Below are 13,940 nucleotides of genomic sequence, written 5' to 3' on the forward strand. Positions count from 1 at the left end.
CAGTTTTACCCGCTCTGAACCGCTTTGATAAGGGATATTAAATACGATGCAAAAATAACAGGAATTCACCATGACGAATTTGTTTACGCTCGACAACAAACGCGTATTAATTACCGGCTCTGCACAAGGAATTGGCTTTTTATTAGCACAAGGCCTGGCTGAGCATGGTGCTGAAATTATCATCAATGATATTACTGCTGAACGCGCCGAACATGCGGCAATGAAATTACGTGACAGTGGTTATACCGCCTGGACTGCTGCATTTAATGTTACCGACCCGGAAGCGGTGGAAACTGCGATTGAAAATATCGAGCAAGAGATCGGGCCGATTGATGTATTAATTAATAATGCTGGCATCCAGCGTCGCCATCCATTTACTGAATTTCCGTTCAACGAGTGGAACGATATTATTGCCGTTAACCAGACTGCTGTATTTTTAGTTTCACAATCTGTTTCACGACGCATGGTAAAACGCCAGGCCGGCAAAATAATCAATATTTGCTCAATGCAGAGCGAGCTGGGCCGCGACACAATCACACCATATGCAGCAGCAAAAGGCGCGGTGAAAATGTTGACCCGCGGTATGTGCGTGGAACTAGCGCGTTACAACATCCAGGTTAACGGTATTGCGCCGGGCTACTTCAAAACAGATATGACCAAAACGCTGGTCGACGATGAAGCTTTCACCCAGTGGCTTTGCAAACGCACGCCAGCGGCTCGCTGGGGTGATCCTGAAGAATTGATTGGTGCTGCGGTGTTCCTGTCGTCAAAAGCGTCAAACTTCGTGAATGGCCACCTGCTGTTTGTTGATGGCGGCATGTTGGTTGCGGTGTAAGGGGGGAAATATGATTATTGATAAACTTGAGAATGCCGCTCAAAACCCGGTATACCCAACTGTGATTCGTCATGCGTTACAAGCCATTATCGCAAACCGTCCACAGCAATTAGCCAACGGCAAATACCCGATTGAAGGCGAGCTTATCTATTTCTCGGTGTTTGATGGCAAAACAATACTCCTGGAAGAGCAACGCCCTGAATTGCATGCCCGTTATATCGACGTGCATATCGTGCTTGAAGGCGAAGAGATAATCGGTGCCGCACCGGTGGATCAACAGCAGCAACAAGATGGTGAGTTTGACGAACAAAATGATATCGGGTTCTATAAAAACATGGGCTGTGAAACATTGATAAAACTACGGCCAGGGGACCTGACGATTCTTTTCCCCGGCGAGCTTCATCGCCCTATGGCAACGCTAAATGAACCGGCTGCGCTGAGGAAAATTGTAGCGAAGATTGATATGAGTTTAATTACCAGATAACACCTGTCCGATTAAATACGGAAGACAAAAAACAATCAGTTCACTATTAGTTCCGGGTTTGTAGACATATGCTTTGTTTATCAAATGCGGAGGTAATTATGAACAAAACGAAACGTTTTTTAATGCAGTTAAAAGCCCAATTCGAACGTGAAGAAAAAGCGCATAAGCTGTTGGGTTTGATTTGGCTTTCACCCCAACAACGCTATGAAATTTTAAAAGAGATTATGTTGCCGGTCGCGGTTAAATGAGTGGCTGAATGGCGGGTAATAGCCACTTACCCGCCTACAACAGCTAACCTTTCAAAAAGGCCAACAAATCAGCATTAATCCGGTCCTTCTCCGTGGTGCAAATACCGTGTGAGCCACCTTCATAAACTTTGAACGTCGCATCTGGCAGTGTCGCCGCTGTCACCTTGCCACAGGTTTCAAAGGGCACAATCTGATCGTCGTCGCCATGAATAACCAGCGTCGGAATGGTCATTTTCTTCAGATCTTCGCGCAAATCGGTTTCCGAGAACGCTTTGATACAGTCATACAACGCTTTGATGCCACCTTGCATGCCTTGCTCAACAAAACTCTCTCTGACACCTTCTGAAATTTCAGCTCCTGAGCGGTTATAGCCGTAGAACGGTAGCGTCAGCTCTTTGAAGAAGTCCGCACGGTTCGCACGCACGCCTTCGCGGATACCATCGAACACATCAATGGGTACACCATTTGGGTTGAAGTCCGTTTTGATCATGATCGGCGGAACGGCACTTATCAGCACCGCTTTTGCCACACGGCTGGTGCCATGGCGGCCAATATAACGTGCCACTTCCCCGCCGCCGGTTGAATGCCCAACGTGAACGGCATCTTTGAGATTGAGATGCGCGGTCAATTCGGCAAGATCATCGGCGTACTGGTCCATGTTATTTCCGTCCCAGCTTTGCGATGAGCGCCCATGCCCTCGCCTGTCATGAGCAATAACCCGAAATCCTTTCTGCCCTAGGAAAAACATCTGGTCTTCAAACGCATCCGCCGTTAATGGCCAGCCGTGGCTGAATACTACCGGTTGCCCTTCTCCCCAATCCTTAAAGTAAAGAGAACTGCCGTCCTTTAACGTGAGTTTGTCGTAATGGCTCATGATATCTCCGGTTCAGGTGATGACCGCACAAGGCCTGAGTGAAACGTGCCTATAAAGAGTAATGCAAGTTTTGCCCATGGCAGGTTTATTTACGGTCAGCAATTAATCAATGCGGCTTATGGACGGTTTCTTTCGATAGTTTGAAGTTGCTCTCAAAATGTTAATAAACATGGAGCACTCCATTCCCGAAGGCGTCATGTTACCGATATCATGTTACCGGTATCAGAGAGATGGTGAATTATGCTTAACGCATATCTTGCCTACTAATTCGGCGCAGAGGACAAACATATGACCGAAATAACAGCACATTACGGCGCAGGGACCCTACTTGGGATCGCAGCTTGTGCAGTCGTACTCCTACTTATTCTCATCATGCGCTTCAAAGTGCATGCATTCTTAGCATTAACTCTTGTGAGTGTTGTTGTTGCGCTGGTCACCGGTGTGCCGTTCGATAAAATTGTCCCAACAATTTTGGGCGGTTTTGGTAGTACCCTGGCGGGCGTTGCCCTGCTGGTTGGCCTGGGTGCCATGATTGGTCGTTTACTTGAAATCTCTGGCGGTGCCAAAGTATTGGCTGACACACTGGTCGGGAAATTTGGTTCACACCGCGCGCCACTAGCGCTTGGCGTTGCATCTTTGCTGTTTGGCTTCCCAATCTTCTTCGATGCGGGCCTGGTGGTGATGTTGCCAATTATTTTCAGCGTAGCAAAACAATTCGGTGGTTCTACGCTGAAATATGCGCTGCCTGCTGCGGGTGCATTCGCTGTAATGCACGCACTTTTGCCGCCGCATCCGGGTCCGGTTGCTGCAAGTGAATTGCTCGGCGCGAACATTGGGCTTCTGGTCATTGTTGGCCTGGTTATCGCGATTCCAACCTGGTATCTCGGTGCGTATCTGTTTGGCCTGTATGCTGGCAAGAAATTCGAAGTACCATTGCCTTCTTCTTTCCTCGGCAATGTAGAAGCTGATCCAAACCACCAGCCACCATCTTTTGGCACTGTATTGTCAATTCTGCTGCTGCCACTGGTGCTTATTTTCCTTGATACCGGCCTGAACACAGCAACTGTGCTCGGTTGGGTAACGGCTGACAATATCGTAGTTCAGTTCCTGCGCATGTTGGGTAAAACCCCGATTGCATTGCTGATAACTGTATTCTTTGCTCTTGCTGTGTTTAGTGGTCGTCATAGCCGCCAGCATCTGGAAAAAGTTTGCGATGGCGCGCTTGGTCCAATCTGCGGCATCATTTTGGTGACCGGTGCGGGTGGTATGTTCGGTGGTGTTCTGCGTGCCAGCGGCATTGGTGATGCGCTTGCTGGTGTGCTGTCTGATACAGGTATGCCAGTGATTGTTGCCGCGTTTGTTATCTCTACCGCTCTGCGTGTGGCACAAGGTTCTGCGACCGTTGCTCTGACTACCACTGCGGCACTTATCTCGCCAATGGTTGCGGCAACGCCAGGCCTGAGCCAGTTCGATCTGTGCTTCATCGTGGTGGCAATTGCAGGTGGTGCAACTGTTTTGTCTCACGTGAACGACTCCGGTTTCTGGCTGGTTGGCCGTTTCCTGGAAATGGACGAGAAAACCACACTGAAAACCTGGACTGTGATGGAAACGCTGATTGGTACTATCGCTTTCCTGTTCGCATTAGTGGGTAGCATTATTCTGTAACTGCAGTTTGTGACTCAGGTCACTTTAAACTATACGTTAAGCTCAGTATTATCACTGCAGACCAAACCCTCACTCTTACCGGTGAGGGTTTTCTTTTGTAAGGTCCACATCAGGCACATGAATGCCTGCTATTTACACGGAGAGAAACGAGAATTATGTCCAGACCAGCCATTATCATTAATGAACTCGATGCCGAGCATATTGACCGTTTGCTGGAGAATCCACAATTTGCCAACCAGCCGGTAGCAGCAGCGCTGAACGCAGAACTGGACAGAGCTGAAATGCGTAAGCCTGAAGATATTCCGGCTGATGTGGTGACGATGAATAGCCGCGTGAAATTCCGCGATTTGTCTTCAAAAGAAGAGCATGTGCGCACGCTGGTTTACCCGGCAAACCTGAAGGACAGCGATAACCAGCTTTCAGTGATGGCACCAGTGGGTGCGGCGCTGTTGGGTTTGCGTGTTGGTGCGACAATTAACTGGACGTTACCGAACGGTAACCAGACGCATCTGGAAGTGCTGGAGTTGCAATACCAGCCGGAAGCCGCTGGCGAGTACCACCGTTAAATGATGTGTCCCCCTTTCTTGAAGGGGGACAATAATTGTCAGGCCGATTCCCTTAGTACCAACTCCCCTGAAATAATTATCTTCTGAGCAGGCAGCGCCGGCTCTTTAATCTTATTCACAATCAATGTTGCCGCCTGTCGGCCTGCTTCTTCGCTGGACGACGAAACGTAAGTGAAGCGTGGCGAGGTGAGATTAATGTGCATCATGTCTTCGAAACCAATCAACGAAACCTGTTGAGTCAAAAACACATCTTTACCGACCGTTCGCCCAACCTGCTGGATACCATTGAGGCAGCCAATAATTGCTGATGGTGAATGGCAGAGCATTGCGGTGATTTTGCTGTTTTTCTCAAGCAATTGACGTGTTAAACGTGCAGCATTCTCGGTGTCGTTTTCACAAACTGGAGCCCACTCTTCGCGAAACGGCAAATTGTATTGCGCCAGTGCATTGCGATAACCCAGTAAACGCTCTTCGCGCATCAAGTTCGATGCAGTTCCACCCAAATACGCGATATTTCGGTGACCACGGTCAATCAAATAACGCGTTGCCTGGTTTCCGGCCTGGCGATTATCTCGACCAATCACGTCACGATGGCTGCTTACCGTGGACTCCGCGATAATCACCGTCGGCAATGGGCATTCAGAAATGAGTGAGGGGATCGAGGCTAAACGGTGGTTAGCATCCAGATAAATAACACCCGCCACGCCTTGCTGCGAAAAAGATGTTAAACACTGTTGCAGCTGTTGATCATCGTCCTGCGGGTGGCCCAGAAAAACCATATAGCCTTGTTTTTCCAGATAATGGACGACGCTTGCCATAACGTTTACACAAAAGGAGTCATTGAAATCACGGATAACCAGGCCGATAAGATTTGAGGTGCTGGAACGCAGGTTCGCCGCCGCAACGTTATGGACGTAGCCAAGCTGTTTGATCGCAGCGTTAACCTTTTCAATAGTTGCCTCAGAGATCTTACCTTTTTGGCGTAACACCAATGACACGGTGGAGACAGAAACTCCCGCCAGTTGGGCTACATCAATAATATTGACCTTTTTCATCCCGATCCTATGCACTAAATATCCTTGTTATCAATACCATAAAGCCCCCAGTAAACATACCGGGGGCTAACTATTTTGCATCTCTTTCCCCTATAGCATTCAAGTTGCAGGAAGGCGGCAAAAGAACTTAGCCCCAGGAACTTACTTGAGTAAGCTCCTGGGGTAAGTGAATGCAGCCAACGCATCTGCAGCTTGAAGGATGAAAGGGAAAGTTATTTACCAATCATTGTGGACATCGTCTGTGCGATAAATTGCGCTCGTGCGCCAAATATCACCTGAATGCCCGAATCGCCAACAAACACTACCCCGCGTGCCCCGAGACTGTTGAGACCGTCTTTGTCTACCCGGTCGCTTTTTTCCACTTCCAGACGCAGACGCGTAATACATGAACCAACAGAGTTAATGTTCTCTGCACCACCCAACAAGCCGATAATATCGCCAGCAAGTTCAGTGTCGGTTTTATCGTTAGCGTTGGCAGTAATATCAGCGCGGCCCGGTGTTTTCACATCGAAACGGCGAATAACAAAACGGAAAGTGAAGTAATAAATCAGCGCCATCGGTATACCGACAATCACAGCCGACAAGAAGTTAGTCTGATAACCGTTGAAAGACGGCAGGATCCCGAAGGAGATGTAGTCAATCATGCCTGCCGAGAACGACTTGGCGATATGCGCATGCAGCAGGTACATACACATGTAAGACAGGCCAGCCATAATTGCGTTGAATACATACAGGATTGGCGCAACAAAGATAAAGGTAAATTCAACCGGTTCAGTAATGCCTGTCAGGAAACAGGTCAATGCCGCAGAGAACAGAATACCGGAGGCAATTTTCTTATTTTTGGTGTTCGCTTCGTGGTACATCGCCAGACATGCTGCAGGCAGTGCAAACAGCATCAGTGGGAATTCACCCTGCATGAATTTGCCTGCGTTATGGTAGCTGTCGCTGCTAAAGGATTTCACGCCTTCTTCGAGCATCTTGAACCAGATTGTCTGGTCCCCGTGGATAACCTGGCCTGCTGTGGTCGTGTACTCACCAAATGAATACCAGAATGACGGATACCAGATGTGGTGCAGCCCCAACGGAATTAACGCACGTTCAACCAGGCCGAAGATAAAGGTTGAAAGCGCCTGATTATCACCATTCACAATAACCGAAAGCGAATCAATTCCCGACTGGATATATGACCAAATCCATGGCAATGCCATCCCGAGCAGGAACGATAAAAACGCTGTAGCAATGGCAACAAAGCGTTTACCCGAGAAGAAACCGAGGAACTCAGGGAGCTGCATGGTGTGGAATTTGTTATAGCACCATGCGGCCAGAATGCCGGAAATCAGGCCACCAAACACCCCCATCTGCAACGTCGGGATGCCAACAACCATGGCATATTTCCCGCCCGCTGCCGCCATTTCTGGCGTGATATGCATCACCGTGCCAATTGTGACGTTAATAATAAAGACTGATACCGCCGCCGACAGTGCAGCAATCCCCGATTCAGCAGCCAAACCCACAGCCGAGCCAATCGCAAACAGCATCGGCAGGTTGTCGAAAATCACCCCACCCGCATTCATCATTAACGGCAAATGGAATTTATCGCCGAAGGCCAGTAACAAGCCTGCCGCCGGCAACAAAGAGATAGGCAGCATTAATGCACGACCTATCATCGACAATTTAGATAACGATTTTGTAATACTGGATAGCAAACTCATAAACAATCCCCCGGTGTTGACGCCGCCTACGCGTTTTTGGTTTTACGCGTTTTTATGCTTGGTAGAACGTTCTAGTAGAACGTTCTACCTATACTGACGAAACGTTTTTTGCCCGGCAACTAAAATATGCGTTGTAGCCATACTGTTATCGAATATTTGAAGTTGAGCAGGTTTTGACCTGCAATTTATAGGGGCTTATTGGAAGTGAAGCAGATGTTGTGAGGCGGATAAGCTCGTGTCATCCGCCAAAAGCATGACGCCGTTACCGCAAATTCTTACGTATAACAAACAGCAAGAACGCCATCAGCAAACCTGGCAACCAAACCCATTGTAGTTCAGACCAAATTACCGCCTGACCACGGGGTTCGAGGTAGCGGGAGAGCTGAAAAGGAGCGACACGTATCACCTGCCATGGCGCAAAAAATCGTTCATCTGACCACGGCCATAGCCAGCCAACACCCTTGCCGCCTGTAGTAACCGAGTCCAACAGGCTATGCGAAAGCAGTGACACCGTCAGGAATAACCAGACGCGAACAAAACCTGCGCGGAACCAACGATAGCCAAACAGACACAGTAGCGGCACCACAAATGCAAACAGCAAAGAGTGCGTGAACCCACGGTGACCAAAAGCATTGCCATACGCCACGCCAAATTTAAACGCCAGTACATCGGCATCCGGCAACATCGCCAGAATGATCCCGCCCAATAGCAGACGTGGAGGAATAATTTTTGTGCCAAGCCCTAATCCTAAACAAATGGGTACTGCAGCATGAGTGATGATAGTTGGCATAGAAGGCGTTGTCTGATGAGTGGAAAAAGCAGAATAGCTCAGGATAAACAAAAAGAAACCAGGCTAAACATCCGAAACTGGTCGCCACCTCCCCTCTACCAGCCTGGGTTAAGAGGAACATTTTACCGTGATAATTTATAGCTTCGCGATCAAGGTTTTCACACCAAAACCTGCCAATCGACATCTCATATCTGCCGCTATAAAATCTGTAAACGTAGACATTTGTCGACTTTTCATCTAAAAGTTCTGCGGTTGGCATTAGACAAATCTCGCCAGCTAATAATAATGGCTGAATGTTAAAGAGCGGCAAGTCAGCTAGCCGCCGGGCATTTCGCCACTGATCAACACAACCACACACCCTCTTGGGAGAATTTATGCAATCCTCGGTTAACAACAACGAGAGCCGAACGTTCTTCGGTCATCCTTACCCGTTAGGCTCACTGTTCTTTACTGAGATGTGGGAGCGATTCTCGTTTTACGGGATCCGTCCCTTACTCATTTTGTTTATGGCAGCAACGGTTTACGACGGCGGTATGGGGCTTGCGCGTGAAAACGCATCGGCAATCGTCGGTATCTTTGCTGGCTGTATGTATCTGGCGGCGCTGCCTGGCGGGTGGCTTGCTGATAACTGGTTAGGGCAGCAGAGAGCCGTATGGTATGGCTCGATTCTCATTGCCCTTGGCCACCTGTCGATAGCGCTTTCCGCGTTCATTGGCGACAACCTGTTCTTCATCGGCCTGATGTTTATCGTTCTTGGCTCTGGCCTGTTCAAGACATGTATCTCAGTCATGGTCGGGACGCTGTATAAAAAAGGCGATGCGCGCCGTGACGGCGGTTTCTCGTTGTTCTATATGGGCATCAACATGGGTTCGTTTATTGCCCCCCTGATCTCCGGGTGGCTGATCAAAACCCACGGTTGGCACTGGGGCTTCGGTATCGGCGGTATCGGAATGCTGGTTGCGCTGGTTATCTTCCGTGTGTTCGCCGTTCCGGCCATGCAACGCTACGACAGCGAAGTGGGCCTCGATTCAACCTGGAACAGCCCGGTTGCTAAGAAAAACGGTGTCGGTGGCTGGTTGCTGGCACTGGCGGTCGGCGTGGCTGTTATCGTGACCCTGATTGCAAAAGGTGTGATCGTCATTAACCCCGTTGCGGTTGCCAGTGTGCTGGTATACGTGATTGCGGCGTCGGTAGCGCTCTATTTTATCTATCTGTTCATGTTCGCGGGTCTTAACCGCAAAGAACGCGCCAGGTTGCTGGTTTGCTTTATTCTGCTGGTCTCTGCGGCCTTCTTCTGGTCTGCATTTGAGCAGAAACCCACTTCGTTCAACCTGTTTGCAAATGACTACACCGACCGCATGATCGGCGATTTTGAGATCCCTGCGGTGTGGTTCCAGTCAATCAATGCGCTGTTTATCATTTTACTGGCACCGGTATTTAGCTGGGCATGGCCGCGCCTCGCACGTAATAACATCCGCCCAAGCAGTATCACTAAGTTTATCATCGGCATTTTATGCGCCGCTGCAGGTTTTGGTTTGATGATGCTGGCAGCACAAAATGTTCTGAACAGCGGCGGTGCTGGTGTGTCGCCACTATGGCTGGTGGGAAGCATCCTGATGCTGACACTCGGCGAGCTGTGCCTGAGTCCAATTGGACTTGCGACCATGACGCTGCTGGCTCCAGAAAGAATGCGTGGCCAGATGATGGGACTGTGGTTCTGCGCCAGTGCGCTGGGTAACCTTGCGGCAGGCCTGATTGGCGGTCACGTGAAAGCCGACCAGTTGGATATGCTGCCTAACCTGTTCGCGCGTTGTTCCATTGCGTTACTGATCTGTGCGGCTGTACTGTTCGTGCTGATTATTCCGGTACGCAAAATGCTGGAAAATGCTCAGGTGAAGACAGAACAAAAACCGGTTAGCAACGCCTGATTAGTCATATCGTCACCCGCAATGAGGCCAGTCTGACGACAGGCCTCATTCTTTGAGCAGGCCCGAAAATATTCGTAGAATTGCAGAAAATTAATGCAGAAGGGGAAACCCTCGCCGGAAAGCGAGGGTTAAACGGGAAGCTTAAGCTTCGACCGTGATGCTCAGTGTTTCAAAAACCACAGTCTGGCCTGCAACGATTTTGCAGCGTTTGCGGGTTTCCACTTCGCCGTCTACTTTCACCAGCCCTTCCGCAATCACCGCTTTCGCCTGTGCGCCGCTTTCACACCAGCCTTCCAGCTTCAGCAGATCGCATAATTCAACGTGTGGGTGTTTACCTAATGAGAAGGTCGCCATTTTATTCTCCATGGACATCATGATATTCCTCGCAAGCCTGCAAGGTATTCTGGATAAGAGTGGCGACGGTCATTGGGCCAACGCCACCCGGAACCGGCGTAATATACGAGGCTTTGGCAGCGGCTTCATCATAATTTACGTCGCCGACCACTTTACCGCTCTCCAGACGGTTAATACCCACGTCCACCACAATCGCCCCTTCCTTGATCCAATCACCTGGAATAAAGCCAGGTTTACCAACAGCAACGATCACCAAATCAGCATTTTCAACGTGATGACGAAGGTTTTTGGTAAAGCGGTGAGTCACGGTAGTGGTGCAACCCGCCAACAGCAGTTCCATGCTCATCGGACGGCCAACAATGTTGGATGCGCCAATCACCACGGCGTTCAGGCCGTAGGTATCAATACCGTAACGCTCAAGCAGCGTCACGATGCCACGTGGCGTACAAGGGCGCAGACGCGGCGAACGCTGGCACAGGCGACCTATGTTGTAGGGATGGAATCCATCAACATCTTTATCCGGGTCGATACGCTCCAGAACTTTCACATTGTCGATACCTGCAGGCAGTGGTAACTGCACAAGGATACCGTCAATTTCTTTATCTGCGTTAAGCGTATCAATCAGCTCCAGCAGCTCTGCTTCAGAAGTTGTGTCAGGCAAATCGTACGAGCGGGAAATAAAGCCCACTTCTTCACATGCCTTACGTTTACTTCCAACATAAATTTGCGAAGCAGGATTCTCGCCAACCAGAACAACCGCAAGTCCTGGAGCACGTTTTCCAGCGGCAATTCGGGCTTTCACTTTTTCAGCAACTTCAAGCCGTACCTGCTGCGCAATCGTTTTACCATCAATAATCTTTGCTGCCATCAGTCAGATGATTCCGTCTGTAATCGAAAAGGGAGGGGATTGTTTCTATTTTGTCAGAAGCGCGGCTCGCTGTCAGGCATTGTTAAGCCTTTATGCTCAATTGTCGCGCAGGCAGTTCAAAAGCCATTGACTCGTAAGGTACTGACCGTATAATCCGAACCCGCAATGCTTCCGAAAGGAATACAGTGCGCCCTTAGCTCAGTTGGATAGAGCAACGGCCTTCTAAGCCGTAGGTCACAGGTTCGAGCCCTGTAGGGCGTACCATTTAAAATCAATGAGTTACGCAAAACCCCCTCACTAAAAACCACGCATCCATAAAGTTTATGTAACGGCTGGTGTAAGTAAATTTTCTCAACACCCATCAACATTAGCGTGGCTTAGCCAGCATTCCCGGATAGTACTTAGCGATGATGTCATTCATCCTTTCAATCAGAGCCAGGCGTTTAAACGTCAAATGGGCAGTTCCCTTCTAAAAGTAACGAATACTGAAGAACTCATCTTCGTAAACATCCTTCGAAGGGTTGTCCCGGATATGCTCCATCAATCGAGTAGTAACATCGCCACGATTGTCGGGTATCGGTTTACCATCCAGCAGAAATAGCATTCGCTCCAGATCCGCCAGTTGATCCCTACACCAACCCCAGTTCAGACTAAATCCCCAGCGGTTATGCGTCACCAGATTGTTGACGATGATCTTTTTACCAAAGCTGCAGGGACTATTGGTTTTGTAATCCCACGACAGCCCTTTAAAGACATTGATAATGCCACGCTCAAATACATCCATTTTGTTCCGATGTAGCTGCTCAAAAGTACTGAGGATAACGTCAGTCGGTTTTCCCCTGGCTTCCCAGGCCATCGTTAATGCTTTTCCTGTCAGACCTGAGTCCGGAGAAAACGACATCGCCCAACCTATTGGCTTGCGGGAAAATAAATCCAGAACAACCGCCAGATAAGCCCAGCGTTTGCCCGTCCAGATGTAGCTCACGTCGCCGCACCAGATCTGATTAGGTTCCGTTACTGCAAACTGGCGATCCAGATGATTAGGGATATCCACATGCTCTTTTGTGGCTTTTTTGTAGCGATGCTCCGGTTGCTGGCAACTAACAATATTCAGCTCTTTCATTATCTTACTGGCCAGTCAGCGACTCAACGGAACACCTTTTGCGCTGACCATATCGGCAATGCTCCGGGCCCCCGCAGAGCCATTACTGGCATGATGAACTTCACGAACCAGGTTCAGTATAACGATGTGTTTTGCATCAGGTTTCTGCGGTCGGCTTAGCAAGTACCGATAGCTACTGCGATGGATCCCGAACACATTACAAATAAAAGCAACAGGAACCGCGTCCTGAATTTCTCAAATAACGAGAATTGCTCAGGGAGTCTGACATCAAGAGCGCGGTAGCCTTTTTTAATATATCGCTTTCCATTTCAACACGTTGCAGTCGTTTTTCTAATTCACGAATGCGAAGTTGCTCAGGCGTCATCGGAGAGGCCTTTGGGGATTTCCCTGCGCGTTCTTCTTTCAGTTGTCGAACCCACTTATCCATCGTGGATTTGCCGACATTCATTGCCGTTCCAGCGGCGGCAACGGTGTAGGCGTTATTTCACCTCAACATCTGGCAAAGGTGCACGTGCGATAAACTTCTGCACGGTGTCCCTGTCTGCTGTGGCGGCAAGCGCCCCTTTTTGCATCGTGACCAACGCGCCACAGGCGCTTGCCTGGGCTAACGCCTGCTTAAGTTGGGTGAGATTTTGTGGCAGTTGCTCCATTGCAATATGCGCCAGCAGACCAGCAACAAAGGCATCTCCGGCCCCGGTGGTGTCGACACTCTCAACGTTATAACCGCTGAAATGAATAACCTGATTTTGCCATAATACCATGGCCCCTTGCGCCCCGAAGGTAATCACTTTGATGGCAGCCGGAAGCGCCTTTAACGCGTTGACTGCCGCAGTATACTGATGGGTGCCAGCAAGCCAGTACCACTCTTCTTCTGACAATTTAAGAATATCGGCCTGCATGGCGAAATGGCGCACAGCAGACAGCATTTGCTGCCTGTCGGGCCACATCTGCTCGCGTAAATTAACATCAAAACTTAGCAGCCCACCCGCTTGCTTAATCTTCCCTATTGCTCGCGTGAGTGTTTCACGGCAGCCTTCTGCCACCAGCGCCAACGAACAAAAGTGCAAAATATCTGCGCCAAACTCCGGCAGTGTCTCCGCGGTGATGAACTGATCGGCTGACGGGTTGACCAAAAACGTAAATTCGCGCTCGCCGCCTTCGGCCAAAGAAACCAACACCGTGCTGGTGCGATGCACAGAGTCTGTCTGCATATATTGGGTGTCCACGCCGTAATCAACCAGCGTGCGCTGCAAATATGTGCCAAATGTATCGTCCCCGACCCGGCCGATAAAACCACTCTGGCAACCCAGCCGTGCGCACCCCACCGCAACGTTAACCGGGGCGCCGCCTGCGCAGGCGCGATATTGCATGTCCGCAAGTGGTAGCAAATCCACAACCGCATCACCATATGTCCAGATATTCATGACTGCTCCTTAAA

The 13,940-nt window shown here is 49.5% G+C and carries 14 protein-coding genes, 1 tRNA gene and 2 pseudogenes; 7 read left to right on the forward strand and 10 right to left on the reverse strand.

Annotation, left to right across the window (positions count from 1 at the left end; translation table 11 throughout):
• Positions 1-70: 70 nt before the first annotated feature.
• The 3 genes from idnO (at position 71) to LVQ76_RS01340 (ending at position 1,567) form a co-directional block, all read left to right on the forward strand.
• Positions 71-835: a gluconate 5-dehydrogenase gene (idnO, locus tag LVQ76_RS01330; protein WP_232904071.1), complete on the forward strand. Its 765-nt coding sequence runs from the start codon at positions 71-73 to the stop codon at positions 833-835.
• A gap of 10 nt (positions 836-845) precedes the next feature.
• Complete coding sequence (locus LVQ76_RS01335; RefSeq protein ID WP_232920793.1) at positions 846-1,319, forward strand: NanQ anomerase/TabA/YiaL family protein; 474 nt, start codon at positions 846-848, stop codon at positions 1,317-1,319.
• A gap of 98 nt (positions 1,320-1,417) precedes the next feature.
• The gene (locus tag LVQ76_RS01340; protein ID WP_232864246.1) at positions 1,418-1,567 is read left to right on the forward strand and encodes a hypothetical protein; all 150 of its coding nucleotides are present in this window, start codon (positions 1,418-1,420) and stop codon (positions 1,565-1,567) included.
• Positions 1,568-1,610: 43 nt separating this feature from the next.
• On the opposite strand, the gene LVQ76_RS01345 is transcribed toward LVQ76_RS01340, so the two are convergent.
• Complete coding sequence (locus tag LVQ76_RS01345) at positions 1,611-2,441, reverse strand: alpha/beta fold hydrolase (protein ID WP_232920794.1); 831 nt, start codon at positions 2,439-2,441, stop codon at positions 1,611-1,613.
• Positions 2,442-2,729: 288 nt separating this feature from the next.
• On the opposite strand from LVQ76_RS01345, the gene LVQ76_RS01350 reads away from it, so the two are divergent.
• Positions 2,730-4,106 (forward strand): GntP family permease, encoded by a 1,377-nt coding sequence (locus LVQ76_RS01350; RefSeq protein WP_151992913.1) that lies wholly within the window; start codon positions 2,730-2,732, stop codon positions 4,104-4,106.
• A gap of 155 nt (positions 4,107-4,261) precedes the next feature.
• On the forward strand, positions 4,262-4,672 hold the full coding sequence (rnk, locus tag LVQ76_RS01355; RefSeq protein WP_115630223.1) for a nucleoside diphosphate kinase regulator: 411 nt from the start codon (positions 4,262-4,264) through the stop codon (positions 4,670-4,672).
• A gap of 38 nt (positions 4,673-4,710) precedes the next feature.
• Here rnk and malI read toward each other — a convergent pair whose 3' ends face one another.
• The 3 genes from malI to LVQ76_RS01370 all read right to left on the reverse strand — a co-directional run bounded on the left by malI (position 4,711) and on the right by LVQ76_RS01370 (position 8,229).
• Positions 4,711-5,727 (reverse strand): Mal regulon transcriptional regulator MalI, encoded by a 1,017-nt coding sequence (gene malI / locus LVQ76_RS01360; protein ID WP_232864243.1) that lies wholly within the window; start codon positions 5,725-5,727, stop codon positions 4,711-4,713.
• Positions 5,728-5,939: 212 nt separating this feature from the next.
• Positions 5,940-7,439: a PTS transporter subunit EIIC gene (locus LVQ76_RS01365; RefSeq protein ID WP_151992915.1), complete on the reverse strand. Its 1,500-nt coding sequence runs from the start codon at positions 7,437-7,439 to the stop codon at positions 5,940-5,942.
• A 262-nt stretch (positions 7,440-7,701) separates the two neighbouring features.
• Positions 7,702-8,229 carry a metal-dependent hydrolase gene (locus LVQ76_RS01370; RefSeq protein ID WP_232864242.1) on the reverse strand — a complete coding sequence of 176 codons (528 nt, stop codon included), beginning with the start codon at positions 8,227-8,229 and terminating at the stop codon, positions 7,702-7,704.
• Between the two features lie 374 nt (positions 8,230-8,603).
• On the opposite strand from LVQ76_RS01370, the gene LVQ76_RS01375 reads away from it, so the two are divergent.
• On the forward strand, positions 8,604-10,157 hold the full coding sequence (locus tag LVQ76_RS01375) for a peptide MFS transporter (RefSeq protein WP_232920795.1): 1,554 nt from the start codon (positions 8,604-8,606) through the stop codon (positions 10,155-10,157).
• Between the two features lie 141 nt (positions 10,158-10,298).
• Here LVQ76_RS01375 and ybcJ read toward each other — a convergent pair whose 3' ends face one another.
• Both ybcJ and folD read right to left on the reverse strand, forming a co-directional pair.
• Positions 10,299-10,511: a ribosome-associated protein YbcJ gene (gene ybcJ / locus LVQ76_RS01380; RefSeq protein WP_064516971.1), complete on the reverse strand. Its 213-nt coding sequence runs from the start codon at positions 10,509-10,511 to the stop codon at positions 10,299-10,301.
• 1 nt (position 10,512) lies between these two features.
• Entirely contained in the window at positions 10,513-11,379 is an 867-nt protein-coding gene (folD, locus tag LVQ76_RS01385) for a bifunctional methylenetetrahydrofolate dehydrogenase/methenyltetrahydrofolate cyclohydrolase FolD (RefSeq protein WP_232864240.1), read from the reverse strand.
• A 187-nt stretch (positions 11,380-11,566) separates the two neighbouring features.
• Between folD and LVQ76_RS01390 the strand changes: the two genes are divergently transcribed.
• Positions 11,567-11,643, forward strand: a tRNA-Arg gene (locus LVQ76_RS01390).
• Positions 11,644-11,746: 103 nt separating this feature from the next.
• On the opposite strand, the pseudogene LVQ76_RS01395 reads toward LVQ76_RS01390, so the two are convergent.
• The 4 genes and pseudogenes from LVQ76_RS01395 to LVQ76_RS01405 all read right to left on the reverse strand — a co-directional run.
• A pseudogene (locus tag LVQ76_RS01395) lies at positions 11,747-12,199 on the reverse strand (DUF4942 domain-containing protein); the annotation flags it as partial.
• 57 nt (positions 12,200-12,256) lie between these two features.
• Positions 12,257-12,502, reverse strand: a pseudogene (locus tag LVQ76_RS22355) (DDE-type integrase/transposase/recombinase); the annotation flags it as partial.
• A gap of 196 nt (positions 12,503-12,698) precedes the next feature.
• Positions 12,699-12,950: a transposase gene (locus LVQ76_RS22360; RefSeq protein WP_370640046.1), complete on the reverse strand. Its 252-nt coding sequence runs from the start codon at positions 12,948-12,950 to the stop codon at positions 12,699-12,701.
• Positions 12,951-12,981: 31 nt separating this feature from the next.
• Positions 12,982-13,926 carry a PfkB family carbohydrate kinase gene (locus tag LVQ76_RS01405; RefSeq protein WP_370640047.1) on the reverse strand — a complete coding sequence of 315 codons (945 nt, stop codon included), beginning with the start codon at positions 13,924-13,926 and terminating at the stop codon, positions 12,982-12,984.
• Positions 13,927-13,940: the final 14 nt, after the last annotated feature.

The organism is Buttiauxella cochleicola (genome assembly GCF_021283185.1).
GTDB classification, from domain to species: domain Bacteria; phylum Pseudomonadota; class Gammaproteobacteria; order Enterobacterales; family Enterobacteriaceae; genus Buttiauxella; species Buttiauxella massiliensis.